The 24,621-nt window shown below is 61.6% G+C and carries 28 protein-coding genes; 13 read left to right on the forward strand and 15 right to left on the reverse strand.

All coding sequences use genetic code 11. The features are described from left to right. The first annotated feature begins 2 nt into the window (after positions 1–2). A complete protein-coding gene (locus tag RMQ97_RS09450; RefSeq protein WP_413660626.1) occupies positions 3–1,628 on the forward strand; it encodes an ABC transporter permease in 1,626 nt (541 codons plus the stop codon). Positions 1,629–1,642: 14 nt separating this feature from the next. Then, on the forward strand, positions 1,643–2,674 hold the full coding sequence (locus RMQ97_RS09455; RefSeq protein ID WP_413660918.1) for an ABC transporter ATP-binding protein: 1,032 nt from the start codon (positions 1,643–1,645) through the stop codon (positions 2,672–2,674). 144 nt (positions 2,675–2,818) lie between these two features. Here the strand turns inward: RMQ97_RS09455 and RMQ97_RS09460 are convergent, their stop codons facing one another. From RMQ97_RS09460 to RMQ97_RS09470, 3 genes are all read right to left on the reverse strand, one after another. Next, the gene (locus RMQ97_RS09460; RefSeq protein WP_413660627.1) at positions 2,819–3,892 is read right to left on the reverse strand and encodes a Leu/Phe/Val dehydrogenase; all 1,074 of its coding nucleotides are present in this window, start codon (positions 3,890–3,892) and stop codon (positions 2,819–2,821) included. A 110-nt stretch (positions 3,893–4,002) separates the two neighbouring features. Beyond that, positions 4,003–4,524: a uracil-DNA glycosylase family protein gene (locus RMQ97_RS09465; protein WP_413660628.1), complete on the reverse strand. Its 522-nt coding sequence runs from the start codon at positions 4,522–4,524 to the stop codon at positions 4,003–4,005. Between the two features lie 58 nt (positions 4,525–4,582). Next, positions 4,583–4,840 (reverse strand): DUF3253 domain-containing protein, encoded by a 258-nt coding sequence (locus RMQ97_RS09470; RefSeq protein ID WP_413660629.1) that lies wholly within the window; start codon positions 4,838–4,840, stop codon positions 4,583–4,585. A 185-nt stretch (positions 4,841–5,025) separates the two neighbouring features. Here RMQ97_RS09470 and RMQ97_RS09475 point away from each other — a divergent pair, with 185 nt between their 5' ends. Next, positions 5,026–5,748: an acyltransferase gene (locus RMQ97_RS09475; protein ID WP_413660630.1), complete on the forward strand. Its 723-nt coding sequence runs from the start codon at positions 5,026–5,028 to the stop codon at positions 5,746–5,748. Positions 5,749–5,764: 16 nt separating this feature from the next. Here RMQ97_RS09475 and RMQ97_RS09480 read toward each other — a convergent pair whose 3' ends face one another. Beyond that, the gene (locus RMQ97_RS09480) at positions 5,765–7,045 is read right to left on the reverse strand and encodes a NupC/NupG family nucleoside CNT transporter (protein WP_413660631.1); all 1,281 of its coding nucleotides are present in this window, start codon (positions 7,043–7,045) and stop codon (positions 5,765–5,767) included. Between the two features lie 98 nt (positions 7,046–7,143). Between RMQ97_RS09480 and RMQ97_RS09485 the strand changes: the two genes are divergently transcribed. Both RMQ97_RS09485 and RMQ97_RS09490 read left to right on the forward strand, forming a co-directional pair. Continuing rightward, positions 7,144–7,350 carry a DUF1289 domain-containing protein gene (locus tag RMQ97_RS09485; protein ID WP_413660632.1) on the forward strand — a complete coding sequence of 69 codons (207 nt, stop codon included), beginning with the start codon at positions 7,144–7,146 and terminating at the stop codon, positions 7,348–7,350. A 57-nt stretch (positions 7,351–7,407) separates the two neighbouring features. Next, positions 7,408–8,106, forward strand: coding sequence for a TIGR02281 family clan AA aspartic protease (locus RMQ97_RS09490; protein ID WP_413660633.1), 699 nt, complete (start codon positions 7,408–7,410; stop codon positions 8,104–8,106). Here the strand turns inward: RMQ97_RS09490 and RMQ97_RS09495 are convergent. Next, complete coding sequence (locus RMQ97_RS09495) at positions 8,103–8,915, reverse strand: sulfite exporter TauE/SafE family protein (protein WP_413660634.1); 813 nt, start codon at positions 8,913–8,915, stop codon at positions 8,103–8,105. The two genes, RMQ97_RS09490 and RMQ97_RS09495, sit on opposite strands and share 4 nt — an antisense overlap. 7 nt (positions 8,916–8,922) lie before the next feature. Continuing rightward, positions 8,923–10,020, reverse strand: coding sequence for a tRNA dihydrouridine(20/20a) synthase DusA (dusA, locus tag RMQ97_RS09500; RefSeq protein ID WP_413660635.1), 1,098 nt, complete (start codon positions 10,018–10,020; stop codon positions 8,923–8,925). Between the two features lie 211 nt (positions 10,021–10,231). Between dusA and RMQ97_RS09505 the strand changes: the two genes are divergently transcribed. Both RMQ97_RS09505 and RMQ97_RS09510 read left to right on the forward strand, forming a co-directional pair. Further along, positions 10,232–10,996: an SDR family NAD(P)-dependent oxidoreductase gene (locus tag RMQ97_RS09505; RefSeq protein WP_413660636.1), complete on the forward strand. Its 765-nt coding sequence runs from the start codon at positions 10,232–10,234 to the stop codon at positions 10,994–10,996. Between the two features lie 98 nt (positions 10,997–11,094). Further along, the gene (locus tag RMQ97_RS09510; RefSeq protein ID WP_413660637.1) at positions 11,095–11,481 is read left to right on the forward strand and encodes a MerR family transcriptional regulator; all 387 of its coding nucleotides are present in this window, start codon (positions 11,095–11,097) and stop codon (positions 11,479–11,481) included. Here the strand turns inward: RMQ97_RS09510 and RMQ97_RS09515 are convergent. The 3 genes from RMQ97_RS09515 to RMQ97_RS09525 all read right to left on the reverse strand — a co-directional run bounded on the left by RMQ97_RS09515 (position 11,468) and on the right by RMQ97_RS09525 (position 13,218). Further along, entirely contained in the window at positions 11,468–12,304 is an 837-nt protein-coding gene (locus RMQ97_RS09515) for an SDR family NAD(P)-dependent oxidoreductase (protein ID WP_413660638.1), read from the reverse strand. The genes RMQ97_RS09510 and RMQ97_RS09515 overlap by 14 nt on opposite strands. Positions 12,305–12,471: 167 nt before the next feature. Beyond that, on the reverse strand, positions 12,472–12,867 hold the full coding sequence (locus RMQ97_RS09520; protein ID WP_413660639.1) for a hypothetical protein: 396 nt from the start codon (positions 12,865–12,867) through the stop codon (positions 12,472–12,474). A 3-nt stretch (positions 12,868–12,870) separates the two neighbouring features. Then, on the reverse strand, positions 12,871–13,218 hold the full coding sequence (locus RMQ97_RS09525; protein ID WP_413660640.1) for a VOC family protein: 348 nt from the start codon (positions 13,216–13,218) through the stop codon (positions 12,871–12,873). 94 nt (positions 13,219–13,312) lie between these two features. On the opposite strand from RMQ97_RS09525, the gene RMQ97_RS09530 reads away from it, so the two are divergent. After that, entirely contained in the window at positions 13,313–13,762 is a 450-nt protein-coding gene (locus RMQ97_RS09530; protein ID WP_413660641.1) for a winged helix-turn-helix transcriptional regulator, read from the forward strand. Between the two features lie 141 nt (positions 13,763–13,903). Here the strand turns inward: RMQ97_RS09530 and RMQ97_RS09535 are convergent, their stop codons facing one another. Then, on the reverse strand, positions 13,904–14,857 hold the full coding sequence (locus RMQ97_RS09535) for an aldo/keto reductase (RefSeq protein ID WP_413660919.1): 954 nt from the start codon (positions 14,855–14,857) through the stop codon (positions 13,904–13,906). Between the two features lie 47 nt (positions 14,858–14,904). Continuing rightward, a complete protein-coding gene (locus RMQ97_RS09540; RefSeq protein WP_413660642.1) occupies positions 14,905–15,630 on the reverse strand; it encodes an SDR family oxidoreductase in 726 nt (241 codons plus the stop codon). 87 nt (positions 15,631–15,717) lie between these two features. Here RMQ97_RS09540 and RMQ97_RS09545 point away from each other — a divergent pair, with 87 nt between their 5' ends. From RMQ97_RS09545 to RMQ97_RS09565, 5 genes are all read left to right on the forward strand, one after another. Further along, positions 15,718–16,644 (forward strand): LysR family transcriptional regulator, encoded by a 927-nt coding sequence (locus RMQ97_RS09545; RefSeq protein ID WP_413660643.1) that lies wholly within the window; start codon positions 15,718–15,720, stop codon positions 16,642–16,644. A gap of 89 nt (positions 16,645–16,733) precedes the next feature. Next, complete coding sequence (locus RMQ97_RS09550) at positions 16,734–17,285, forward strand: hypothetical protein (RefSeq protein ID WP_413660644.1); 552 nt, start codon at positions 16,734–16,736, stop codon at positions 17,283–17,285. A 71-nt stretch (positions 17,286–17,356) separates the two neighbouring features. Beyond that, complete coding sequence (locus tag RMQ97_RS09555; RefSeq protein WP_413660645.1) at positions 17,357–18,925, forward strand: EAL domain-containing protein; 1,569 nt, start codon at positions 17,357–17,359, stop codon at positions 18,923–18,925. An 11-nt stretch (positions 18,926–18,936) separates the two neighbouring features. Next, entirely contained in the window at positions 18,937–19,491 is a 555-nt protein-coding gene (locus tag RMQ97_RS09560; protein WP_413660646.1) for a response regulator, read from the forward strand. A gap of 70 nt (positions 19,492–19,561) precedes the next feature. After that, the gene (locus tag RMQ97_RS09565) at positions 19,562–22,192 is read left to right on the forward strand and encodes a PAS domain-containing sensor histidine kinase (RefSeq protein ID WP_413660647.1); all 2,631 of its coding nucleotides are present in this window, start codon (positions 19,562–19,564) and stop codon (positions 22,190–22,192) included. A 63-nt stretch (positions 22,193–22,255) separates the two neighbouring features. Here the strand turns inward: RMQ97_RS09565 and RMQ97_RS09570 are convergent, their stop codons facing one another. The 4 genes from RMQ97_RS09570 to RMQ97_RS09585 are packed head-to-tail and all read right to left on the reverse strand — an operon-like array spanning position 22,256 to position 24,577. Then, complete coding sequence (locus RMQ97_RS09570) at positions 22,256–22,780, reverse strand: periplasmic heavy metal sensor (RefSeq protein WP_413660648.1); 525 nt, start codon at positions 22,778–22,780, stop codon at positions 22,256–22,258. Continuing rightward, positions 22,777–23,292, reverse strand: coding sequence for a hypothetical protein (locus RMQ97_RS09575; protein WP_413660649.1), 516 nt, complete (start codon positions 23,290–23,292; stop codon positions 22,777–22,779). Before RMQ97_RS09575 ends, RMQ97_RS09570 begins: the two co-directional genes overlap by 4 nt. Further along, positions 23,289–24,023, reverse strand: a complete 735-nt coding sequence (locus RMQ97_RS09580; RefSeq protein WP_413660650.1) for an RNA polymerase sigma factor — start codon at positions 24,021–24,023, stop codon at positions 23,289–23,291. The genes RMQ97_RS09575 and RMQ97_RS09580 overlap by 4 nt, the downstream gene beginning before the upstream one ends. 17 nt (positions 24,024–24,040) lie before the next feature. Then, the gene (locus tag RMQ97_RS09585; protein ID WP_413660651.1) at positions 24,041–24,577 is read right to left on the reverse strand and encodes a hypothetical protein; all 537 of its coding nucleotides are present in this window, start codon (positions 24,575–24,577) and stop codon (positions 24,041–24,043) included. Positions 24,578–24,621: the final 44 nt, after the last annotated feature.

A 24,621-nucleotide genomic window follows, 5' to 3' on the forward strand; every position in this document is an offset into this window, starting at 1 on the left:
CCGTGACACCTCCCACCGGACGGCAGAACAGCTTTTCAACCGGCGGCCGGATGACGTTGATCGCGTCTCTGGCCGCTGGCCTGTGTGCGGCCCCGATACTGGCGGTCGCCTGGCTGGCGCTGACCCAGACGTCCGGTGATTATCTCGTCCATCTGGCCCAGACCCGCCTGCCACTCTATGCGTGGACCTCGCTCAAGGTCGGCGTGATCGCCGCCCTGGGTGCAGGTCTGATCGGAACTGGGCTGGGCTGGATCATCGCCCGGATGGAGTTTCCCGGCCGCGCCGTCCTCAGCTGGGCCCTGGTTCTGCCTTTGGCCGTGCCCGCCTATGTCGCGGCCTATGCCTGGCTTGATCTCAGCCATGTAGCCGGACCGCTCAAAGCGTGGAGTTTCGGCCTTTTCCCCACCGTTCGCGGATCCTGGGGGGCCGGTGCCATGTTCGCGCTTGTTCTCTACCCTTACGTCTATCTACTGGCACGCAATGCCTTCTCCGGTCAGTCCGCAGACATGTTCGACGCGGCGCGTACGCTGGGCGCGGGCCCCTGGACTGCGTTTCGACGCACCGCCCTGCCCCTGGCCCGCCCCTCGATTGCCGCCGGTATGGCGCTGGTCGTCATGGAGGCGCTAGCCGATTACGGTACCGTCTCCCATCTGGGCGCCCCCACCCTGTCCATCGGTCTGATGCGGGCCTGGAGCGGCGCTGGATCCCTGGTGGACGCCGCTCGGCTGGCCCTGGTCCTTGTGACTGTCTCGATGATCGTCTTCGGCCTTGAACGCGCCCAGCGCGCCCGCGCCCGCTCTATCCAGGCATCGGGCAAGCATCGCCCGCCTGTTCGCACGCGCCTGACCGGCCTGCGCGGATGGGCACTGACCGGCCTCGCCCTCCTGCCGCTTGTGCTGGGCCTTGTCATCCCCATGGCACGAATGGGCTGGCGGGCGCTGTATGAATTGCCGGCCCCCGGGCTTGTCGACGGCACATGGCACAGCCTGGTTCTGGCCACGAGTGCCGCCCTGATCGCCGCAGCCCTTGGTCTGGGCGCTGCCTATGCCCTGCGCGCGGGCAATCCCTTCGGTGTCATGGCCAGTCGTGCCGCGGGACTGGGATATGCCGTGCCCGGCGCCGTGGCAGCCGTCGGCGTGATGGTCCTCCTGTCGGGCCTCCAGAACCTGATCGATCCGGCCTGGCGCCAGCTGACAGGCGAGGTTTTTCCGATCCTGCTGACCTCAACCGCCTTCGCTCTGATTCTGGCCTATCTGTCGCGTTTTGCCGCCGCGGCGATCTCACCCGCCGAAACCGCCCTGGCGCGCGTGACACCCTCGCTGGATGGCGCTGCGCGGACCCTCGGTGCGAACCCGTCCAAACGCTTCTGGCGGGTCCACTGGCCGCTGATCGCGCCGGGCGCCTTGTCCGCCATGCTGCTGGTCTTTGTCGAAGTGCTCAAGGAATTGCCCGCCACGATGATCCTGCGGCCGTTCAACTTCGATACGCTTGCGGTCATCGCCCATAATTTCGCGTCTGATGAACGTCTGGGCGAAGCCGCCCTGCCCGCACTGCTGATTATTGTCACAGCCCTGCTTCCGATGATCGTGGCGGCCCGCTATCTCTCTTCACGGGATTTGGAAGGATAGATCACGTGGCCCAGATGCGCCCCGACACTGCTCTCATCACGGTACGTGGTGCCGCACGCGATTACGGGCGGGATGTCCCAGCGCTGATCCATGCCGACCTCGATCTGCACGCCGGCCAGATCTGCGCCCTGCTCGGTCCGTCCGGCAGCGGCAAGTCGACCCTGCTGCGTGCAATTGCCGGGCTGGAACGTCTTGATGGCGGACAGATCCAGTGTGGCGAGAGCCTATGGTCGGCACCCGGCATCCATGTCCCGCCTGAAGCCCGGCAGGTCGGCCTTGTGTTTCAGGACTATGCCTTGTTCCCGCACATGACCGCGCTCGACAATGTGGCCTTTGGCCTGACCGGGCCGGACAAGAAACACCGCGCGCTGGACGAATTGACCCGGGCCGAGCTGGGCGACAAGGCGCGCGCCTATCCGCATGAATTATCCGGCGGCGAGCAACAACGCGTCGCTCTGGCGCGGGCACTGGCGCCCAAACCGGACATCGTCCTGCTGGATGAACCCTTTTCCGGCCTCGACCGTCGTTTGCGGGCCGATGTCAGACGACGCACCCTGTCGGTTCTGCGGGCCTCGGGTGCCGCCGTGCTCTTTGTGACCCATGACGCCGAGGAAGCGCTGGAAACAGCCGATACGCTAGCGCTGATGCAGGCGGGGCAGATCATCCAGTCCGGCCCGCCCCAGCACGTCTGGTTCAATCCGGTGAGTGCCGATGCGGCGCGCCTGGTGGGGGATATCAATGTCTTGCCTGCGCGCGTCGACGCTCAGACAGTCGATACCGTTCTCGGACAGTTCGAAGCGGCAAGCCTGGATGATCAGAGCGCCGTCGATGTGTTGATCCGTCCCGAAGGGCTGGGGGTGCGCGACGGCGATCGTTTCTTAGTGATTGACCGGGCCTATGCCGGGGCCAGCGTCCGCCTGACGGTGGAAGACGAGACGGGCCACCTCTGGCACGCCATGGCGGCGCACACAGATGCGCCAGACCTGCGCTCCCGTGTCGATCTAGCGCTGGACACACGCTTTATGCGGATCGTACTGCGTCGCTGAACAGGCCCTTGAGCAACAGATCGAGATTGGCCTGCACGGTCACCCAGATACACGATCGCCCAGAAACACGATCGCCCGCATCTGACGATGCGGGCGATAATGTCGGCTCTCAGTCCTCCCCGACCGGGCCGGTAGTGCCATCGCTTAAGCGATTTCTGTTTCTTTTACAGACTTTTTGTCCTCAATGCGAGTCCGAGCGATCTCATCCGCGATCAAATTCGACGGACGGCCTTCTTTGTCAGACATATCAAGGATTTCGCCGAGCGTATTTTCCAGGCCAACCAGTTTGGAACGGACCCATTCCGGTTCATATGAGCCCTGGATCTCGCCAACGACATTGATAATTCCACCCGCATTGAGCACGTAGTCGGGCGCGTAGATCTTGCCGCGCCGTTGCAGCTCCGCCCCCATCTCGCGAGAGGCCAGCTGATTGTTGGCCGCGCCGGCAATGACTTTCGCCCGGATCACGTCGATCGTGTCCGGATTGATCACTGCGCCCAAGGCACACGGTGCGAACACATCAACGTCGAGACCATAGATTTCATCCAGGCCGACAATCGTCGCGCCGTGCTTGGCCTTGAGGTCCTGCAGACCCGCTTCATTGATATCGGTAATGAACAGCTCTGCACCGGCTTCAGCCAGGTGTCCGGCGAGGTAGGCTCCGACATGACCCGCAGCGCCCTGGATGGCCACTTTCACGCCTGACAGGTCAGACTTGCCCAGCCCACGCTCGACACAGACTTTCATGCCACGGAACACGCCTTCTGCCGTCACCGGCGAAGGATCACCGGATGCGGCCTTGCCTTCCGGCAGACCAACAACGTGCGCGGTGCTGCGGCGCGCATACATCATATCATCAGGAGAGACGCCCACATCTTCAGCCGTGATATACATGCCATTCAGGCTCTCGACCGCGCGTCCAAAGGCTTCAAACAGCGCGACCCGGTCAAAATGGCCCTCAGGCTTCATGATCACCGACTTGCCCCCGCCGATCGGCAGGTCCGCCATGATGTTCTTGTAGCTCATGCCCTGGGACAGACGCAGGACATCGGTCAGCGCCGCATTCGAGTCATCATAGGTCCACATGCGGCAGCCGCCACAGGCCGGACCGCTGGCCGTGGAGTGCACGCCGATAATGGCCTTGAGGCCGGTTTTATCGTCCGTGGCAAACAGGACGCGTTCATGATTGTCGAAAGCAACGTGTTCGAAAACGCTCATCTGTGCGAAGCCTCATCATGGGTGGGGCAGCTGTGCTGCGAACTCGGCGCACGGGATACCCTTTCCAAGCGGCGCAGACAAGCGACAGAAAACACCCAGAATTAGCGCGATTATAACAATTCTTTTATGCGGCAGCGCAGCATGGGTAGAATTTTTTCCTCAAACCACGAATTCCGCTTCAACCATGCATTATTTCGCCAGGAGGGGTGAGGAAGTGGCAGAAATTCCGGACCGTATTGATCGGCATGACGGACCGTTTCGGTCAGGGTCTTGTATCGCTTTGGCCCGAGGTGAAAGCGCTGAGCGTATTGTCCGACCAGAAGGGTGAGCTGCACATGGGGCAGGGCTGAGCGCAATCGCGCCTGCCAGAGCGGGGCGCATTCAGTGCGCGGCGGCAAATCCCCGCCCTTGTCATCAAGACCTGGAAAACACAGCCCCATGGGCAGGATGGCCAGCCGGGACGGGTCATAAAAGCTCGCCTCATCCATCTGCAGCCAGTCGCGCAATCGGTCACCGGAGGGATCAGTGAACGGCCGCCCGGAGGCATGGACGCGGGTCCCCGGAGCCTGACCAATCAGGAGAATACGTGCCCGTGGATCCAGTTGAAACACGGGCCGTGGATCATGGGGCATGTGAGCGGCGCAAACCCGGCAGCCTCGCGCCTCGTCAAGCAACGCGGCAATGTCCGCCTCAGGCGCGGCCAATCCGGTAGACCCCTTTGAACGTGTCCACATCCTCAACCGGCTTGCCCTTGCGCAGGATCGTCACCCGCCCGGCCCGGGCCAGACGCACCGCGGCCTGTCTGACATGACCAAAACGCTGATGGTAATTGTCCGGATCGATGGCCTTGGCGACATCGGCAGGGGCGATTGATCGTCCCTCTGGTGCGGCCCCGACAAGTTCAAGAATGGAGGCCTCAATCGGATCGATCTGGATATCGTCTGTCATTGCCCTGTCCTTCGCTCCTGGATGTGTGCCGCTTTTGAATGTGGGCCAGGCTTGGATCTAGTCCCGTCCCGCCGGGTCCAGCCGCGCTCTATCGACCTATTTGTTGACCTGATCAAGGCACGCGACAAGCCCGGCGCAATCAGATCAGATATCGGCGAGAGTGAAAATGCCCGATGGAGAGCTGAATGCGCCGCGATCATCGCCCCTACTGGATGCACAAGCTGTGGGAGGATTACGAGAATGCCTGGGCGCGGCACTTTCTGACACCGCATTTTGATGCCCTGGGCCGCAAACCCAAGATCGTCCAGCCCTGGCATGTGGAGGTTTTTGGGCCCAATATTCGCGCGGGAGACCATCTCCATATCATTGCCAGCCGCGCCGAGCCTGTCCGTCTGACCGTCTGGTCGCCCCAGGATCAGTCCGGCCAGATCACCCTGGGCGACAGCGTCTTCCTGGCCGGAGGATCACGCCTGCTGGCCGCCGGGAACATCGAGATCGGAGATGGCGCGCTCATCGCCCGTGCCGTCACGATCACCGATTGCGACTGGCACGGCCTGTATGACCGCATTGATCCGGCTCCGCCGTTCAAACCGGTCCGTCTGGGCCAGAATGTCTGGATCGGCGAAGGCGCCTTCATCGGCAAGGGTGTGACGATTGGCGATCATGCCGTGATCGGGGCGCGGGCCGTTGTGACCAAGGATGTCGAACCCTATGCGGTAATGGGCGGCAATCCGGCTCGTGTCATCAAACATCTTGATCCGGACGAACCCATGCGCACACGCCTGGACATGGCCGAACGCGAGGACGAGCTGGACCGGTTTTTCGACACGGCCTATCGCGAGGCGCTCAAACCCAATTCAACGCCGGGCTGGCTGCGCTCCCGCCTCTTTCCCCGTCGGGGCGATTGAGATACGCGGCCAGGCGCTAGAGCCCGAACAGGCTCATGGGCAGAACACCGATCGCGGCGCCCGTCATCAAGGTCGCCATTGTGCCCGAGATCAGCGCGCGCGGTGCCAGATTGAGGACGTCCTCGCGACGCGACGGGACAATCGCTAGCAGCCCGCCGGTCAGAATGCCCAGGCTGGCCACATTCGCGAATCCGCACAGAGCATAGGTCATGATCAGTGCGGTACGCGGCGACAGATCTCCACCGATCTCGGACAGGCGGTCATAGGCGATCACCTCGTTGAGCGCAGTCTTGAGACCCATCAGCGAACCGGCATCCACGGCCTCATTCCAGGGCACACCGGCAATCCACACGACCGGTGCAAACAACCAACCCAGGATGAGCTCGACACTAAGGGCTTCACCATTGGGTCCGGGGAACAAGCCGAGGATGACATTGACCAGGGCGATCAGCGCCGTGAAGACGAGCAGCATGGCCACGATATTCACAAACAGGCGCACCCCATCGGCCACGCCCGTGGTCAGGGCATCCATGGTGGAGTGATAGATAGTGGTGGGGATTTTCTCGCCGGTTTCCTCGGTGTCGGTCGCTTCTGGCGGCATCATCAGCCGCGCCAGCAGAACGGCGGCGGGAATGGAGATCAGCGAGGCCGTGAAGATATGCCCGGCCGCACCGTCGATCACATCCGACAGCTGGAAGACATAAAGCGCCATCACCGAACCGGCGACAGTGGAGAAACCGACGGTCATGATCAGGAAGAGATCCGACTTGCTCATCTCCGGCAGGCGCGGGCGGATGAGAACAGGGCTTTCCGTCATGCCCAGAAAGATATTCGCCGCCGCGCCCAGGCTCGCCGAACCGGACAGGTTGAGAATGCGCTGGAAGACAAAGGCAAAACCACGCACCAGGAATTCCAGAATTCGCCAGCGCCACAGAACCGCAGAGAGGGCTGAGAGCACAATCACCATCGGCAGGGCCTGAAACGCGAACAGGAAGGCATTGTCGGCTGTTTCCGGATTGACCACGAAGGGCGCTTCGGCGCCGGCCAGATAACCGAAGACAAATTGCGTGCCCTCATTGGTCACCTCTTGCAGCACGGCGACCATGCCGGTCAGTGACTGAAGAAACGCCCGGAAGGGCGCCGCTGCGTAAAGCAGCCAGGCGATCGAGATTTGCAGCACAATCGCGGCCAGTGTGAAGACCACCGGAAACTTCCGGCGTGGTCCCAAAACCCAGGCCAGGCCCGCAAAAACAAACAGCCCGGCCAGGCTGCGCAACTGCAACAGCAAGTCTTCCATTCAATATCCCCGGTAGAACTTGCGGGGCACCCTATTCCGGCTACAAGCCTCGCCGCAAGCACTTGCTACAACACGCACTGCCAGATATCTGATTTTGCATGAGCCAAAAGCCCATCACCACACCCTGCGTCAAAGTCTGCTTTGTGGATCCCAAGGCCGCGATCTGTGTCGGCTGTTTTCGCACAATGGAGGAATTGGGACGCTGGACCCGTTATAGTGAGGCAGAACGCTCGGCCATTATGGATGCCCTGCCCGACCGCGAGCAGGCCTATCTGGAAAGCCGGGCCGGATCGCCGAGCGCCTGACAAAATCTGAACAGACAAATCCTGAACAGACCCGCCACGGACAGAAAAGATCCCGCCATGCGTCGCATTATCGGACTTCTCGCGCTTCTTGCCATTCTTGTTGCCGTTGTGATGATCATTGTGCGCTTTGCCAATCCGGACGCGTTCAGCGACAGTGATACGGCCCTGCGTCTGGTCTATGCGGCCGGGCTCATCACCTTGATCGGAGGCGGGATTGTCGGCGCCTTTGCGTCCCGCCCCAGCGCCTCCATTCGCGACTTCGCGATCTGGGCCGCCCTGTTCCTCGTCGTTATGACGGGATATGCGCTGCGCCATGATTTCGCGCTGATCGGCAGTCGCATGGTCGGTGAACTGGCACCGTCACACGTCCAGGAAGACGAAAACGGTGTCCTGACCCTCTATCGGGCCGATGACACTCATTTCTACCTCGATGCACAGATCAGCGGCCAGCGTGTGCGTTTCCTGGTTGATACAGGTGCCACAATCGTCGCCCTGACCCAGGCCGATGCCCGCCGGATCGGCCTGGCACCGGAACGCCTCACCTTCAACAGAGCGATCAATACAGCGGCCGGGCAGAGCCTGGCGGCCGCCATCACCCTGCCCGAACTGCGCATTGGAACCACGGTCCTGCGCGATGTGGAGGTGTTGGTGATGCGTGACGGCGGGCGATCCCTGCTGGGCATGAATGCGCTCAATGCGTTTGACCGGATCGAGGTTTCAGGTCGCACCCTGACGCTTTATCCGCGCGGACGCTAACCCCAGACCGCCTCGCGGATCAGCATGCCGCCCACCAGCACCAGCCCGACCGCAAAAAAGCGCTTGAGCTGGCGCTCGGGCAGGCTGTGAGCGAGATGCGCGCCCACCGGGGCCACAAAAAAGGCGGAGCCGGCCAGAATGGCCAGACCGGGCAGGCTCACAAAACCCAGCGACAGCGGCACCGGGCTCTGGCCCCAGCCATTCACAATATATCCCACTGCGCCGGGCACACCGATCGCCACACCAAATCCGGCGGCGGTGGCCACCGCCCGGTGGATTTTCACACCGCACAGGGTCATCAGTGTCACGCCGAACACGCCCCCACCAATTCCCATGAGTGCGGACAAGGATCCGATGAGTGAGCCCAGACCGGCCCGCAGCACACCGCCGGGCATGCTCTCTCGCAGGCTCCAATCGGGACGACCGAAGAAAAACTGGGCCGAGAGAATGACCGCCATCGTCCCGAATATGCCGGTCAGCGCCCGCCCCGGTATCATCGCCGCGAGATAGCTGCCGATCAGCGTGCCAAGGATGATCCAGGGCACCCAGCCCTTCAGGATGTCGAAATCCACTGCGCCCTTCTTGGCATGGGCCGAGACGCTGCGCAGCGAGGTCGCCACGATCACGGCCAGGGAGGTGCCGATCGCCACATGCATGACCGGACCGTCCGAATAGCCCAGCGACTGGAAGGTATAATACATGGCCGGCACCATCACGACGCCGCCGCCAATGCCAAACAGGCCGGCAATCAGACCGGCAAAGGCTCCGGCCGCCGCCAGGGCCAGGATCAAGGGCAGATATTCCAACATGATGTGATTATCCCGTGGCCTTGCGCGCTTGATGCGCCGCAACATCCTCTGCCGCCTGACGCACCACGTCCAGCGCCTCATCCAGCACGTCGAGCCCGGCCCCGCGCCGGGGGGCTTTTTCCGAGAGGACCCGGCGCCATAAACGCGCACCGGGCAAGCCGGTAAACAGGCCGAGCATGTGGCGGGTGATATCATGCAGACGTGTGCCCGCACTCAGCTGTGCTTCGATATAGGTGCGATAGCGTTCCACGGCTTCAAACCGGTCCGAAACCGGATCGTGAGCCTCGCCGAACACGAGACTGTCAGCACGGGCCAGGACAAACGGGTCATGATAGGCCACACGGCCCAGCATGAAGCCATCGAGCGGCCCGCTTTCCCCAATCCCGTGTTCGAGGCTGTCCAGCCCGCCATTCAGGATGATTTCCAGATCGGGTCGCGCGGATTTCAAGCGGCGCACCAGATCATAATCGAGCGGCGGAATGGTCCGGTTTTCCTTCGGGCTGAGCCCTTTCAGCCAGGCCTTGCGGGCATGGACCGTAAAACTGGTGACCCCGGTCGCACTGACACGATCCACCAGCTCGAACAGCGCCACGTCCGGATCCTGCTCATCCACACCGATGCGGCATTTGACGGTGACGGGTACGCTGACGACATCCTGCATCGCCTTCACACAATCGGCGACCAATTGCGGCTCTTGCATCAAACACGCGCCAAACCGGCCCGACTGGACCCGGTCCGAAGGGCAGCCGACATTGAGATTGATTTCCCGATAGCCGAACGCCTCCCCGATCACCGCGGCCCGGGCCAGGCTGTCGGTCTCTGAGCCGCCCAGCTGCAAGGCGACCGGATGTTCCGCAGGGTCAAACCCGATCAAACGCTCCACATCCCCGTGGATCACCGCCTTGTCGACCGCCATCTCCGTATACAACAGGGTCCGGCGCGTCAGCACGCGGTGGAAGGCTCGGCAATGCCGGTCCGTCCAATCCATCATGGGCGCAACCGACAGGCGGCGCGACAGGGGCACGGCGTGCGCGGTCTGCGACGGATCAGATGAAATGTGCGGGCTCTGGGTCATGCCGGGAAAATAGTGTCTGCACGCGCGCATGCAAAGCCGGTCGGCAGTCACATGCTTTACCCCCGCATCTGATAGATCGCAAACCGAAACGCGAAATGCGACCGCCCCCTCGTCTGAGCACGCGCACCTGAGAAATAACAGCTCCGGGCTCAGAAACGACATTGACCCTGACGTTAGTGTCAAAGCGCTAGTCCTGCCTGCCATCAGTATCGAATGTTTCGAAGGTCGGAGACCAAACGACATGACAAGTAACAGTGTATGGCAAGGCAAGGTGGCCATCGTCACCGGAGGCAGCTCGGGCATCGGCAAGGCCACAACGATCCAGTTGCTGGCGCAAGGTGCAAACGTCCTCGTCACGGGCCGCAATGCGGAAAAACTGGCAGAAATGGCCGACACAAATCCCAATATCGAGGCCTTTCAGATCGACAGTGCCGACCCGGCCAGCGGGACACAGATCGTCGAGGCTGCCCTGTCCCGTTGGGGCCGTATTGATCTGATTGTGAACAATTCCGGTGCGGGCCAACCCCTGCCGGTCGAGGCGTACGACCCCTCGCTCATCGCCAACATGTCGGCGGTGAACATTGTCGCGCCGTCCCAGCTGGTGAACGCGGCGCATGCGGCATTGAGGGAAAGCAAGGGCGCCATCGTGAACATTGGCACAGCGGTGTCACGAAACGCCGCTCCGATGCTGGCCCATTATGGAGCAACCAAGGCAGCGCTGGAGCATTTGACTCAGTCCTGGGCGGTTGAACTGGCGAAGGATGGCATTCGGGTCAACGCAATCTCCCCCGGCCCGGTCAAAACCGGCGCCTTGACCGGAATGATGGGTCTGCCCGCCGAGATGGCCCAGCAGATTGAAGAACAGGAAGCCGCGCAAATCCCTCTGGGTCGGCGGGGCGTGACCTCCGATATCGTGCCCTGGATCCTGCGCCTTGGAAGCCCCGAGAACGCATGGCTCACCGGTCAGATCCTGACCATTGATGGCGGTTGGTCGCTGCGGGGCTGATCCGATGCGGACCGGGTGGCCGAACGCATCCATCCGGTCCGCCCTTGATTTTTGCCGGCCTCGTTGACACGTGTCGGGCTTTGCAGAGGATATCTGACATGCAGGCGAAGGAAGCTGCGGACCGGCTGGGGATCACGCAACGCATGTTGCGCCACTACGAGAAGGAAGGCCTTCTGGAGGTCGGGCGGGCGCTGAATGGCTATCGCAGTTATAGCGAAGCTGATCTTCGCCGGGCCGGCCGCATTCGCGATTTTATCGCGACGGGATTTTCAACCCGCGAGATCCGCGCCATGAGTGCGTGTCTGTCAGACGAAGGTACGGGCCCGTGTATCGAGGGTATCGAGAAGCTGACACAGAAGCTCGAGCATATCGAACGCCTCAGAGCGGAGCTGGACGAGAAACGAAGCGCTGTTCTTGCCAAGCTTGCCAATCTGAATGAAGGCTTGTCCGCTCTAAAATCGACGCACGACCTTACGACCGCTTGAGTGTTCGCCGGGCCATCCACAGATTGAGCGCCCCGTAACGACGATCACCGATCAAGCGCTTCAACCGCGGCAGAATGTGCGAGTCAGGTGTTGTCTTGTAGACAGCCTTGGGACGACGCGCCTGAACGGCCCGGACAATGGCGCGGGCCGTGCTTTGTGGACCCGGGCTGGATGCGTACATGTTCCGTGTGGCATTGCTCATGCCTTCGATCAGCGGATCGTAATCCGCAGGCGTATCGAGGGTCTCCATCGAGGCAAACGCGACCGCCTCGAACCCGGTCCTGACTGCACCCGGTTCAATCGCCACCACGTCGATCCCCAAATCCCGTACTTCCATACGCAGTGCTTCTGTCATGCCCTTGATCGCGTGTTTGGTCGCGGCATACCAGCCCAGGAGTGGTGCGGAGACATGGCTGACGATCGACGCCAGATTGATGATCTTGCCAGACTGCCTGTCCCGCATGTGCGGTAACACCGCCTGTTGCAGGCGGTGCATACCGAAGACGTTTACATCAAACTGGTATTTGAGCTGATCTTCGGACACGGCTTCGACGACACCATACTGTCCAAACCCGGCATTGTTCACCAGAACATCAATCCGGCCCTGTTCCGCGATGATCTGGGACACCACGCGTTGGACCTCTGCCGTATCGGTCACATCGAGATGGAGGGTCTGGGCACCCTGTTGCTGCAGATCACGCATCCGATCAACCCGTCGGGCGGTCGCATAAACGACATGGCCTTTCGCGAGCAGTTTTTCGGCCGCGAGATGTCCAAAACCATCTGACGCGCCGGTTATCAGGATCACTTGAGACTGTGTCATTGGGGGGCTCCTTCTGACTTCCAGATTACCCCGGACGCGAAGGCGATAAAAATCAGATCCCGCCATTTCGAAATCCATTTCTGCCAGACACAGATCCCGCTCTGATCGCTGGCATGATGCGCCTCCCGAGTGTCACCGGCCCGAACGATCGGGCCGGTCCACCCGTCTCATCGTTTCCGATGGATCAGACCCAGGATTACACCAAACACGCCAAACTGGATCGTGCTGGCCGTGGCTTCCACCAGCATCCAGGCCGGGATGGAGGGGGCGGCGTATTTGGCCGGCTCGGCGAGCACGATATAAGATGCGAGGAACAGGCCGAAAACGCCCGAAACCCCGATCCCGTCGCGCAGCGTGGCCCCATTGGGGAAGAACCGGGACATCACCATTCCCATAATCAGGCTCTGGACAAGCATGGCCGCAAATCCCATCGGCATGACCGGGTCGGGACGGGCAAACCGGATTTGCGCATAGTGATCTACATTGATCACAAAATGGGACAGGCCCTGGACACCAAATGTAATCGCCATAAAGGCGAGAGCCGTCAGGATCAGACGTAACATGGCCTATTCACCGCTCGCCCGTTTCCACAACGCCATCGGCGCTCCACCTGGATCACGAATAAAGGTCGCGATACCCGCAGGGCCTTCCAGGTTTTCCGCTATGACCGTCGCGCCATGGGTTCGGGCCTGAGCCACCGCGTCCTCCAGCCGGTCGACCTCGATATAGGGGACCCAACCGGTGATGCCGTCCACCGCATCACACGTGGCCGCAAACGGGGCGTCTGCCCCATCAAACAGAAATGTCATCGGGCCGATATCCTGGTCCGTCCAACCGAATGTCTGCGAAAGAAACTCTGTTGTTCGGGATCGATCAGATCCGACATTGTCGAACCATACAAAGGGATGTGCCATGCGCGCTCTCCATTTAACTTGCATTTTGCAAGTGAATTGTTATCGAGCGCACTTGTGATTTGCAAGTAAAAAAGAGGCACCCTATATCTTGGGCATGGTGAAACAGCCCAAACCGCCCTGGGCCGGATGTCCCGTCCGCTATGCTGCCGGGATATTTGGTGACAAGTGGAGCTTCGTCCTGCTCCGGGACATGCTCTTGCATGGCAAACGCTATTACGGAGAATTCCTGGCGTCTGAAGAAGGGATCTCGACCAATATCCTGGCCGACCGCCTGTCCAAGCTCGAGCTCGGCGGCATGATCACGCGTCACACCGACCAGGCCAAGAAAAGCAAGATCTGCTACCTGCCCACACCCAAAGCCCGGGCGCTACTGCCCGCCTTCCTGCACATGATGGTCTGGTCCACCGTGTATGATGAGGCCACAGAGGCCCCCGCATCCTTCGCGGCCGCGTTCAGGGAAGATCCCGAAGCCACTCTGGCGTGGTACGAAGCCGAGATCGACCGGGTCAACGAGACAGTGGGCCAGGCGCGCACACCCTCCTGACCTTATGGCCCTGAGAGCGAGGCCACCATTCCGGCATGAAACGGTCCCGGCATGAAAACAGGTCCGGCACAAAAAGGGCGAGGCACACAGCATGCCCCGCCCGTCTCGATGGCCGTCCCGTAACCGGAGGCTTTGTGACGATCAGTAGCGCGTGCCGACCACGTCCACCTGATCCAGCTCGTCGGCCAGTTCCGCAACCAGATCGCCCAGATCCAGGGCTTCTGCGGCGATATTCTGTTCGAGATAGGCGATCCGCTTGGTGCCCGGAATCGCGGCAATATCCTCACCTCGCGAGATGACCCAGGCCAGGGCAATCTGGGCCGGCGTCACTCCCCGTGCATTTGCAACGGTTTTGACTCGATCCACAATCCGCGCATTGGCCGCCAGGGCCTCGTCTGTGAAACGCGGATTATCGAGTCGCCAATCGCCCTCGTCCAGATCATCGCGTGAGGCGATCCGACCCGTCAGGAAACCCCGCCCCAGCGGGCTGTAGGCCACAAAACCGATCCCCAAACGGCGCACTGTGGGCAGGATTTCGGCCTCGACCTCCCGCGACCACAGGGAGTATTCCGTCTGCAGGGCGGAGATTGGATGCACGCCATGCGCACGCTCGATGATGTCCGGCGTGGCTTCGGACAGGCCGAGATAGCGCACCTTGCCCGCCTCAACCAGCTCCGCCATCGCACCGACCGTATCCTCGATCGGCACATCGGGATCGACCCGGTGCTGGTAGTAGAGATCGATATGATCGGTCCCCAGACGTTTGAGGGAGGCATCACATGCCGCCTTCACATAGTCCGGACGACCATTAATGCCGCGCCAGGACGCATCGGCCTGGCGCTCGATCCCGAACTTGGTCGCCAGAACGACCTGCTCACGGCGCCCCTTCAGGGCCTTACCCAATAATTCCTCGTTGGTGAACGGCCCATACATGTCGGCCGTGTCCCAGAAATTACAGCCCAGTTCCAGGGCCCGGTCGAGCACAGCGAGGCTGGATGCCTCATCCGTATCGCCGTAGAATTCGGACATGCCCATACACCCCAGCCCAACGGCGGGAACACTCAGGCCCTGCTGGCCCAGTTTGACGCTCCGCATTGTCATGCTTTGCTCCTTTGACGATGAAACGGATCAGATGAGACGGATCAGATGAGACGGTGGCCACCATCGACGACCAGGGAAATGCCGCTGACAAATCCGTTATCAATCAGGAAGGCGACAGCCTTGGCAATATCGTCCGCGGTGCCCACACGGCCGACCGGCAGAACACTGGCAAAATCACTCATGGCGGCCGCGGCGGCCTCTTCACCCATGATACCGCCCCAGACCGGAGTTTCGATCACGCCGGGCACAATCGTATTGACGCGCATCGGCGCCAATTCCATGCCCCAGACCCGGCCGGCCGCTTCGCTGGCCGCGCCGACGGAGGCAAAAATACTACCGCCCGGCAGCGGTTTCTGCGTCACCGTGCCGGAGAACAGTGTGATCGAGCCAGTCTTGGACATCTGCTTGATGCCATAATACACGCAATAGAGCTGTCCGAACTGTTTGGTGGTGACGAGATCCCGCGCCGCCTCAAAATCCATCTCCTGGATCGGAGCAAACATGCCTGTCGCAGCCGGTGTCACCAGGTGATCAAACGGCCCCACAGCCTGGAAGAAGGCCTCGATGGACGCCGGGTCCTTGAGGTCCATCACATATCCGCTCGCATCGCCGTCCAGTCCGGCAAGGGCGAAGTCCAGCTTCTCCTGGCTACGGGCCGAGACGATGACCCGGGCCCCCTGGCGCAGCAGACGCTGAGCCGTCGCCTGGGCGATGCCGCCCGTAATTCCTGTGATGACGACGGTTTGTCCCTGAAGAGTATTGGTCATTTCGCGCTCCTTTATGAATTGACCTGAGCGCTGCGGCAGGTAGGAAGAACCGAAACATTCACCAATGGAATAGATGGAAGTTCGAACATGACAGATCGGAATACCGATCGACTGAGCCTGCTACTGACCTTCAAGGCTATTCTCCAGGAGGGAACGCTGGTCGCCGCCGCCCGGTCAAGAAACCTGACCCAGTCCGCCATCAGCAAGCATCTCGCCAAGCTGCGCGACTGGTTGCGCGACCCGCTCTTCGTGCGCACGGCGGAGGGCATGCAGCCCACGCGCAAGGCCCTGTCGATGGTGGAGACGGTGGAGACGATCCTGCAGGGCACGGACCGCCTGGTGTGTCACGCCCCGTTCGACCCGGCGGCACTACGCGGCAATGCGGTGATCGCCACGACATCGGAAATCCGCAAACGCCTGCTCAAGGAATTGCTTCCCCGTCTGTCCCGCGAGGCTCCGGACCTGCGTCTCAGCCTGATTTCGCTGGAAACAGATTACTCCCACCAGCGACTGGCAGCCGGTCAGGTCCAGCTGGTATTAAGTGTGAACTGGCATGCCCCCGACACGCTGATGCAGCGCAAGCTCTATACAGACCAGTTCGTGTGCGTGATGCGGAAGAGCTATGCCGAGGAAATGGGCCCCCTGACACCGCAAAGCTATGCGGCCTCACGGCATGTCTTGGTTGCACCGCTCGGCCTGCCGCGCAGCCAGATCGACGACACGCTTGAACGCGATGGCCTGTCCCGACATATCCGGTTGAGCGTGCCCGATTTTCACGACATCAAACCCTGTCTGATCGAACATGGCGACATCATCACCCTGCCCAGCCATGTCGCGCATGACCTGCTGGTGGACGACGCCCTGATCGCCCGAACCCCACCCATCGTGACGCCGGAGATCGACTATTTTATGTTTTGGCATCGCAGTTTTGGACAAGACCAGACAAACCTGTGGCTTCGCGAGATCCTGTCGGAGCTGTTCCAGTCAGAGCCCTGGTATCTACCGAGTTCATGAAGTCTCTGCGGGAAGCTTCAAATTCTACAGACCGTGTTTAACCCATCTCAATTTGAGCGTGCTTTCCTGTTCATCGAGGGAGGCCCGTCATGGCAAAAGCTGTTTTTCACAAACACCAGCGCGTCTTTGTCCGTCCCGTCGGCACCTGGGCGCTGATCGAACACGTCAAGCCGCAATGGGTGAAGGATGTCGAGGAACCGGTCCGCATCTTTTATGATTGCGGCCTCGGACGCGATTTCACCACCGATGAACTGGCAAGCGAACAAAGCGACGCGCCCCAAACGGGCAGCTGGCGCCTGTTGCGCGCACGCAATAAATGGCAATCCGCCGAAGAATGCGCCCGCCATCCCTTCCCCGGCACATTCCCGGTCGTGGTGACCGACAAGATGGACTGGGGCGGATGGCGCGTGCCGGCCGCCGAGTATGATCGCGATCCCGACCGGATCGAGGCCCAGGCCCGCCTGATGACCCAGGCCCCGCAATTGCTGGATGTCGTTCGCAATCTGATCGCCCAGACCGAGGGCGATGCGGACCTTCCCGCCCCCCTGGCCGAACTCAGCGCCCGGGCGCGCGATATCCTGCGTGTCGTCGACACGCGCCCCCAACCCGGCAAGGCCGTGCCTCAAAGTAAGGCAGCGTGATCGAGAGTTTAAGAGCGTCCTAACGAATTTGATCGAAAACTGCGGATACGACTTCATTTGCCGGATCCGCAATGTCTCTGATTGAACAAAGAAACCGCTTCCTGTCCTTTGCATTTGCTGCATCGGATATACTTGTGGAGACGGACCTCGACGGTGTCTCTCTTTATGCGGCGGGTGCGGCAGGCATTCTAGGGGAACCCAGCCTGGATGCCTGTCAGGCCAACTTCATCGATCGTCTGGACCACACCTCCCGCCCCATCGTGCGTGCGCTGCTGCGTCGTGCCCAGGCCAATCGCCGGATCGGTCCCGCCCGGGTCACCACCCAGGGGCGTGAGGCCACGCTGAGCGGCTGGATGCTGGACGCGAACGAAGGGCGGATTCGCTGGACTTTGAGCTTCGATGCCCTCGATGCCCCGGACGAGCTGGAACCGGAACGGTTCGAGGTGTCTGCAGCGGATGCCCTCAAGGCGTCGCGCGAGCAGGGTCTGGACATGCGCATGTCCGTCCTGCGGCTCAAGGGCGCAGAAGGCCTGTCAAAACGGGTCGGTCAGGCCGCGGCGAGCCGCCTCTATACGGCCATCCAGGGTCTGGCTCTGGAAATGGTGGGGGATCACGGTGTCGCGCGTCAGGTGGAAAGCCTGCGATACGCGCTGATCCACACCAAGCGCGCTGATACGGACGGGCTGGTCCGGCAGGTCAAGGACGTGCTGGCCGCAGAGGGCATCGACGGCGTCACACCGGAAATCGAGACCGTGCGGGATGCACCGGATCTGGAACCGGGTCTGACGGTTCAGGCTTTCCTCCATGCCGTCAACACAGCCGCCGAAGACAATGGCAATCTGGACATACAGAGCCTGCAAAGCGTCGCCGAATCCATGATGGCGGAAACCACGCGTCGCATGGCCGAACTGCGCACCACGATCGCCGGGCGGGTGATGGAACCCTACGCCCAGCCGGTTGTCGATCTGACCACTCGCGAGGTCCACCATTACGAACTCCTGCTGCGACTGCCGGGCGGTACACCGCTGCAGGACGATGTGGGTTTTGCCGAAAGCACTGGTCTGATCTACGAAATCGACATGTCGATGACCGAGATCGCCATCTCCTTCCTGCGCGAGGATTTCGATCGCCCGTCCCTGGCCGTGAACCTGTCGGGAAAAAGCCTGTGCAATTCGGCCTTTGGCAAGCGATTCCTCGCCCTGTTGGCCGATGCAAAAATCGACCGTTCGCGGCTGTGTTTCGAGATCACGGAAACCGCGAACATCACCGCGACCCGCACCGCCAACACCATCATCCAGCGCATTCGGGAGCGCGGCCACGCCGTCTGTCTTGATGATTTTGGTGCCGGATCTGCCGGCTTCCACTATCTGCGTGATTTCGAGGTCGACCAGGTGAAGATTGACGGTCACTACATCCGCGAAATGAGCAATTCCCAACGTGAACGCGTCATTCTCCAGCATATGATCGGCATGTGTTCGGATCTGGGGGCGGAGACTGTCGCCGAGATGATCGAGACCGAGGACCAGGCCCGCCTACTCAAGGGCATGAATGTCACTTATGGACAGGGTTATCTGTTCGGTCGCCCGCAACCCCTCAAGGATCTGGCCAAACCCGGCGCAAATGCCGGCCGGGCCGCTTAGGAGGACAGATCATGGCCGTTGATTTCAGCCGCGTCCGCGTCCTCATCGTCGACGATAATAACCATATGCTGACCCTGATTCGAACCATCCTCCACGGGTTCGGAATCAAGCAAATCCTGGAAAGCCGAGATCCGGCCGATGCATTCGACATGGTGCGTTCAGACGCCGTCGACATCATCATCACCGACTATCAGATGGAGATCCTGGATGGGCTCGATTTTGTCCGTCTGGTGCGCACGGCGGACGACAGTCCGAACCCGCTGATCCCGATCATCATGCTGAGCGCCTATTCCGAGCGCTCGCGTGTGGTTGCCGCGCGTGATGCGGGCGTGACGGAGTTTTGCTGCAAACCCATCACCGCGAAGGAAATGTTCTCCAAAATCGCGTCAGTGATCAATGAACCGCGCCCCTTTGTGCGGATCAAATCCTATTTTGGCCCGGACCGTCGGCGTCACGAGGATGAGGGGTATAAGGGGCCGGAGCGACGCAAAGGTCGCAAAAAAGACAATGAGGGTGAGGAAAACTCGAGCGACGGGGGCGAAACGCTCGATATATCCACGGATTAATCCGCTCCTGCGGGGCTGGAACCAGCTTGTCTGGTCGACAGCCCAGCCGGGCACACCTTAACGTGACCACATGACTCGCACCGCCTCATCCAAGCGCCCGGACAGGGACAGCGCCACGCCACGCCCCTCGCCACAACGCGAGACCGGCCAGACGGGAACCACCCGCAGAAAATCGACAGGCGCCCTGTGGATCGGCTTGATCATGGGCCTATTCACCCTGGCCTATGGCAGTGTCATCCTGGTCAAGCTCAACCAGGAACATCAGACCTTCATCCGTGAAGCGGAAAGCTCCCAGGCCCGCGCCTCGGCCTTCCTCGCCGAACGTGTGGTTGGCCGGTTGAGCGAAGTGCGCAATGGCCTGGCCTTTGCCGCCGCCGATCTCAGCGACGCCCCGATTGTCCAGCTCCCCCGTCTGGGTCAGGGCCGGGTTGACGCCCTGGCGCTCAATGAGCGCATCGACCAGATCGGACTGCTTCTGCCCGGACAGAGCCTGATGTCAGCGGGAACCGAGCGCGAAGGGCTGCGTGACATAGCGGGGCGGGCGCTGGACCAGTCCGGCGGGATGATCGCCGAGATCCGAGACGATGCGAGCGCTTTCCTGGTGGTTACACAGCCCGTACCCCTGCGCAATGGCACAGTCGGCGCGCTCGTCGCCCGCGTGCCAGCCTCATCCATCCTGCCGGAATGGGGCGAAAACCGCGTCGTAGCGCTGGCGGATACGGACGGCCAGATGCTTGCCCTGCGCCCCTCCCTGCCCGGTGTTCGTCCCGGAGTACCGCTCGCCTCCCGCTTCGGACTGGAACGGGCTGACATCAACCGGCTGGTCAGCGGCGGTGGCGGAGCCACATCCCAGGCGCGCCTGGGCGACGACCAGGTCACATTTGCTGTGGCGCCAATCGAGAATGCCGGGCTGAACGTCTATGCCCTGGGCGGAATGCGCATTGACCAGAATGCCTGGTATCGCACCCTCTCCTTCTATTTCCTTCTGTTCATTGCCCCGATCTTCGTGGCTGGCGGCCTCTGTGCCCTGGTCTTCATGCAGATGAAGCGCTTGCGCGATACCCGAGAACAGCTTGCTGATAGTGAGGAACGCTTCCGCTACGCGATTGAAGGCGCACGCTGCGGCGTGTGGGACTGGGATCCCGAAAGCGAGAGCGTCTATATCACCGAGTCCCTAGCCCGCATGCTGGGACTTGAAAATGATATCCGCTGCACGACCCAGCAATTCCTGTCCCTGCTCACCCGCGCTGATCGAGAGCGCATGCGCGCGGCCATGCGCGGGGCGCCGTCAGGGGGTGAGGTGGATCTGGAAGTGCTCGCTGCCAATGCTCCGGTCTGGATGCATATGCGCGGACGCCCGTGGGCTGGCCCGGACGGTGTCCAGTCCAAGCGCATTATCGGGGTCGCGATTGATGTGACCGAGCGCAAGGGAGCCCAGGCCCGTGTCGCGGCCGCCGAGAACCGGCTGCGCGCCGCTCTGGAATCCATGACCGAGAGTTTTGTGCTGTGGGACAGTCGCAAACGCCTGATCCTGTGGAACCGCAAATTTCGCGATTTCTTCGATTTTGGCGAAGGCGCACTGAAATACGGCATGCCCTATGGCGATGTCGAAAAATCCGCCGCCCGGGCCATCGCCGCCGTGCATGGTGAAGCCGATGATGGCGCCTATGATATCGAACTCGCGGACGGACGCTGGCTGCACTATTCCGAACGCTCCACCGCCGATGGCGGTCTGGTCAGTGTGGGCGCTGATATCACCGAACTCAAACAGTCTGAAGGTGCCCTGCGCGAAAACGACGCGAAACTTCGCAAGACCGTTGAGGACGTCAAGAAATCCCAGGCCCGCATTGCCGAACTCGCCCGTAAATACGAGAGCGAGAAAATCCGGGCCGAACAGGCCAACCGGTCCAAGTCGGAATTCCTCGCCAACATGTCCCACGAATTGCGCACACCGCTGAACGCCATCAATGGCTTCTCGGAAATCATGTTGCGCGAAATGTTCGGTCCGCTCGGCGATGAACGATATGTGGGCTATATGAAGGACATTCTGGGATCGGGTCAGCACCTGCTGGAATTGATCAATGATATCCTCGACATGTCCAAGATCGAGGCGGGAAAGATGCAGCTCCAGCACGAGCCGGTCGAACCGGCCGACATGGTGGAGCAATGCCTGCGCATTATTCGCGGCCGGGCCGACGAAAAACGCCTCGTCCTGCGCACCGATGTGACCGATCTGCCGGAAATGGAAGTCGATCCGCGGGCGTTCAAACAGGTGATGATCAACCTTCTGTCCAACGCCGTGAAGTTCACACCCGAAGAAGGCCGGATCAATATTCGCGGCTTCCTCTCGGGTTTTGGCATTGTCTTCCAGGTGTCTGACACGGGAATCGGCATCGCGAAGGAAGACCTGCCGCGTTTGGGACGTCCGTTTGAACAAATCGAAAGCCAGCATTCCAAGAGCTTCCAGGGATCCGGACTGGGGCTGGCCTTGTCCAAATCGCTGGTGGAATTGCACGGCGGCACGCTGACGATCGAGAGCCAGCTGGGTGAAGGCACCACGGTCAGTTTTGTTTTGCCGATCAGTCCGGATCAGCCTCTTGCCAAGTCGCAGGTCGCTGAATTTGCCAATATTGCCCTGGACGAGCTGGATGCGCCGGACGAGTTTGTCGACGGCGCCGAACCGGCTGCGATCGGGCAATAAGTAGCCCCAACGACCGCTCAGCGGGCTCTGGCCATTGAGCCCGCCTCACTCGCTCTGACGGGTTTAATCACGTCCTGGCCCGTCGCGACGATGAGGAGGCGGTCCCCGGCGATCGCGAAAATGCGGAGGACCGTCGGGAAGCGGGCGGCCAGCCGCCTCAAGCACGTCCGCTCGGGTTTCCGCATCCAGACCGTCGAGCACGTCCAGAAGCCCAGCCTCGACACGACGTTCGCGCTCCGCTCGCACATCGCGAAGTTCGCCAAGCGCTGCCGCCACCCGGTCAGCATCAAAAGGCTCGGCGCGCAGGGCCTCTGACACGGACTGGCGGGCCGCCATCATGCGGTCCATCAGTTCGCGGTTTTCCGGCAGGTTCTCGCGCAGGCGACGAATGGCCCGGCGTCGCTCGGCCTCGGGCAGGGCCTGGACAAACCGGCGCAGATCGAAACCGCCGCCGCCCCCATCGACACCGCGCATGCGCACGTGACGGGGACCGTCATCGGTGGCACGATTGATCAGATAGCCCCCCAAAATGCCATTCACCAGAATGGACACCATCAGGGCGATGATCCAGGGCCAGGCTTTTGTCACGTATCCAACTCCACAAGCCAGTCGGTCCAGTCCTCGTCCAGACCGTAAAAGGCATCTGCATACAAGGTCTCGTCCAGCGTGTCGGTGCCTGTCAAGGCGCCCGAGGTCCAGCCGGCCGCCAGTCCGACCGCCAGAACACAGGCCGCCGCGACCGGAGCCCGCCAGTCGAACACGCGCGCGCGGGGCACGATCATCCGGCGTGACCGCACGGGCGAAGATATCTCGTCCGGCGCTGCCCCATCGTCAGGTTCCACACCGGACCGAACGGAAGTCCGGAAATCTCTCATAATGCGCGCCTGGAGCAGATCGCCCGGCTCCATCACGGCATGATCCAGCCAGGCATCCAGATCCGCCTCGTCGGTCCGGGCCTGCTCCGCCTCACCGGGGTTGGCATCCAGCCAAGCTTGCAGGGCCTCGCATTCCGCCTCGGGCCAGCGGGCCGGCTCCGCACCATAGGCAGTCAGGATTTCGCGCGCGCGATCCGGGGTCATAGGGGTTTCAGCCTGGGTCATGACATGCCCTCGTTCGGATTGAGAGGTGAAGCTGCAAAACTGCCCACAAGATCATCGGCCTCGCGGGCCAGAACCTGTTTCAGCTTGCGGCGCCCCCGCGACAGCAGGGATTCCATCGCCTCTACACTCACCGCCATGATCTCGGCGGCCTTGATATTGCTCATCTCCTGGAAATGCACCAGTTCGATGGCCTGTCTTTGCCGGTCCGGCAGGGCCCCCAGCGCTGCGACAACGCGCGCCCGGGTTTCGCTCTGCTCCATCACGGCCTCGGCCCCGACCGTCTCGTCGGCGGTTTCAGGGACACTGTCTGTGAAAACCTCGCGGCGTTTTCGCAACCGGTCATAACACGCATTCATCGCAATCCGGCCGATCCATGTCGAGACTTTCGCCCGTCCGACTTCGAATCGCGGCGCGGCCTTCCAGACACGCAGAAATGTCTCCTGCGCCACATCTTCCGCCTCGTGGGCATCCCCCAACATGCGCCGGGCCATGCCATACACACGCGGCAGATTATGGGCCATCAACATACGCGCGGCTGACTCATCACCCGCAGCGGTCCGTACGATCAGATCTTCATCTGTCAGCTCGGCCATTGTGCCCCGTTTCGTACTGCGCCTGACATTCACCATCGCCTGTGTTGACCCCTGCCCCGGGCGGCGGACTGGAAGGCGGGTGATCTGCCCCGCCTCCCGGCCCGTTTCGTCATGGCGATCATGGTCTGTCTCGATCATGATCCCGGTCTTTCAACCTAGTCACGCCACCAGAACCGGCGCTCCTGGCGTGATTCAACGGCCGCATCGAGTTCAGCCGCGCTGATCACATCATCCTCGTTTTCATCGAGATGTTCAAACAGGCGGTTCTCGCGGGCCAGGAATTCGGCCTGGGAAATCCGGCCATCCTCATCCGTATCTACACGGTGCTCGCCCGGACCGCCACGACCGCCGCGGCCACCACGGCGCGGGTGACGGTCTTCGCCGTCCTCAGCGCGCTGTTCCGCCAGTCGCTGACGCACGGGGTTCTGGTCGGCCGGATCGAGATAGCCATCCCCATTGCGGTCCATCCAGACGAACATCTCGTCCTGCAGCTGGCGAACCTCGGTACGTGTGATCGCATTGTCGCCATTGGCATCGGCGGCACGCAGCAACATCATCGCTTCGCCGCCACGATCACCGCCGCGACCGCCGGGTCCGCCATGGCCACCACGACCATGACCCTGGGCTTCTGCCACGCTGCCCAGTGCAAGGGCCGTCAGGCTCAAAGAGGCAATCATCAATTTCGTTTTCATCGCTTGGTCTCCTGAAGAAGGGTTTCACTGGCCCATTCACAAAG

The organism is Maricaulis sp. D1M11, assembly GCF_047308265.1.
In the GTDB taxonomy this organism is placed as follows: domain Bacteria; phylum Pseudomonadota; class Alphaproteobacteria; order Caulobacterales; family Maricaulaceae; genus Maricaulis.

What these genes read in the sequence shown, in the direction of transcription:
- RMQ97_RS09455 (WP_413660918.1), top strand. Translation starts at nt 1,643, where the DNA reads ATGCGCCCCGACACTGCTCTCATCACGGTACGTGGTGCCGCACGCGAT.
- RMQ97_RS09460 (WP_413660627.1), bottom strand. Translation starts at nt 3,892, where the DNA reads ATGAGCGTTTTCGAACACGTTGCTTTCGACAATCATGAACGCGTCCTG.
- RMQ97_RS09465 (WP_413660628.1), bottom strand. Translation starts at nt 4,524, where the DNA reads ATGCCCCATGATCCACGGCCCGTGTTTCAACTGGATCCACGGGCACGT.
- RMQ97_RS09470 (WP_413660629.1), bottom strand. Translation starts at nt 4,840, where the DNA reads ATGACAGACGATATCCAGATCGATCCGATTGAGGCCTCCATTCTTGAA.
- RMQ97_RS09475 (WP_413660630.1), top strand. Translation starts at nt 5,026, where the DNA reads ATGCGCCGCGATCATCGCCCCTACTGGATGCACAAGCTGTGGGAGGAT.
- RMQ97_RS09480 (WP_413660631.1), bottom strand. Translation starts at nt 7,045, where the DNA reads ATGGAAGACTTGCTGTTGCAGTTGCGCAGCCTGGCCGGGCTGTTTGTT.
- RMQ97_RS09485 (WP_413660632.1), top strand. Translation starts at nt 7,144, where the DNA reads ATGAGCCAAAAGCCCATCACCACACCCTGCGTCAAAGTCTGCTTTGTG.
- RMQ97_RS09490 (WP_413660633.1), top strand. Translation starts at nt 7,408, where the DNA reads ATGCGTCGCATTATCGGACTTCTCGCGCTTCTTGCCATTCTTGTTGCC.
- RMQ97_RS09495 (WP_413660634.1), bottom strand. Translation starts at nt 8,915, where the DNA reads ATGTTGGAATATCTGCCCTTGATCCTGGCCCTGGCGGCGGCCGGAGCC.
- dusA (WP_413660635.1), bottom strand. Translation starts at nt 10,020, where the DNA reads ATGCGCGCGTGCAGACACTATTTTCCCGGCATGACCCAGAGCCCGCAC.
- RMQ97_RS09505 (WP_413660636.1), top strand. Translation starts at nt 10,232, where the DNA reads ATGACAAGTAACAGTGTATGGCAAGGCAAGGTGGCCATCGTCACCGGA.
- RMQ97_RS09510 (WP_413660637.1), top strand. Translation starts at nt 11,095, where the DNA reads ATGCAGGCGAAGGAAGCTGCGGACCGGCTGGGGATCACGCAACGCATG.
- RMQ97_RS09515 (WP_413660638.1), bottom strand. Translation starts at nt 12,304, where the DNA reads ATGACACAGTCTCAAGTGATCCTGATAACCGGCGCGTCAGATGGTTTT.
- RMQ97_RS09520 (WP_413660639.1), bottom strand. Translation starts at nt 12,867, where the DNA reads ATGTTACGTCTGATCCTGACGGCTCTCGCCTTTATGGCGATTACATTT.
- RMQ97_RS09525 (WP_413660640.1), bottom strand. Translation starts at nt 13,218, where the DNA reads ATGGCACATCCCTTTGTATGGTTCGACAATGTCGGATCTGATCGATCC.
- RMQ97_RS09530 (WP_413660641.1), top strand. Translation starts at nt 13,313, where the DNA reads ATGGTGAAACAGCCCAAACCGCCCTGGGCCGGATGTCCCGTCCGCTAT.
- RMQ97_RS09535 (WP_413660919.1), bottom strand. Translation starts at nt 14,857, where the DNA reads ATGCGGAGCGTCAAACTGGGCCAGCAGGGCCTGAGTGTTCCCGCCGTT.
- RMQ97_RS09540 (WP_413660642.1), bottom strand. Translation starts at nt 15,630, where the DNA reads ATGACCAATACTCTTCAGGGACAAACCGTCGTCATCACAGGAATTACG.
- RMQ97_RS09545 (WP_413660643.1), top strand. Translation starts at nt 15,718, where the DNA reads ATGACAGATCGGAATACCGATCGACTGAGCCTGCTACTGACCTTCAAG.
- RMQ97_RS09550 (WP_413660644.1), top strand. Translation starts at nt 16,734, where the DNA reads ATGGCAAAAGCTGTTTTTCACAAACACCAGCGCGTCTTTGTCCGTCCC.
- RMQ97_RS09555 (WP_413660645.1), top strand. Translation starts at nt 17,357, where the DNA reads ATGTCTCTGATTGAACAAAGAAACCGCTTCCTGTCCTTTGCATTTGCT.
- RMQ97_RS09560 (WP_413660646.1), top strand. Translation starts at nt 18,937, where the DNA reads ATGGCCGTTGATTTCAGCCGCGTCCGCGTCCTCATCGTCGACGATAAT.
- RMQ97_RS09565 (WP_413660647.1), top strand. Translation starts at nt 19,562, where the DNA reads ATGACTCGCACCGCCTCATCCAAGCGCCCGGACAGGGACAGCGCCACG.
- RMQ97_RS09575 (WP_413660649.1), bottom strand. Translation starts at nt 23,292, where the DNA reads ATGACCCAGGCTGAAACCCCTATGACCCCGGATCGCGCGCGCGAAATC.
- RMQ97_RS09580 (WP_413660650.1), bottom strand. Translation starts at nt 24,023, where the DNA reads ATGATCGAGACAGACCATGATCGCCATGACGAAACGGGCCGGGAGGCG.
- RMQ97_RS09585 (WP_413660651.1), bottom strand. Translation starts at nt 24,577, where the DNA reads ATGAAAACGAAATTGATGATTGCCTCTTTGAGCCTGACGGCCCTTGCA.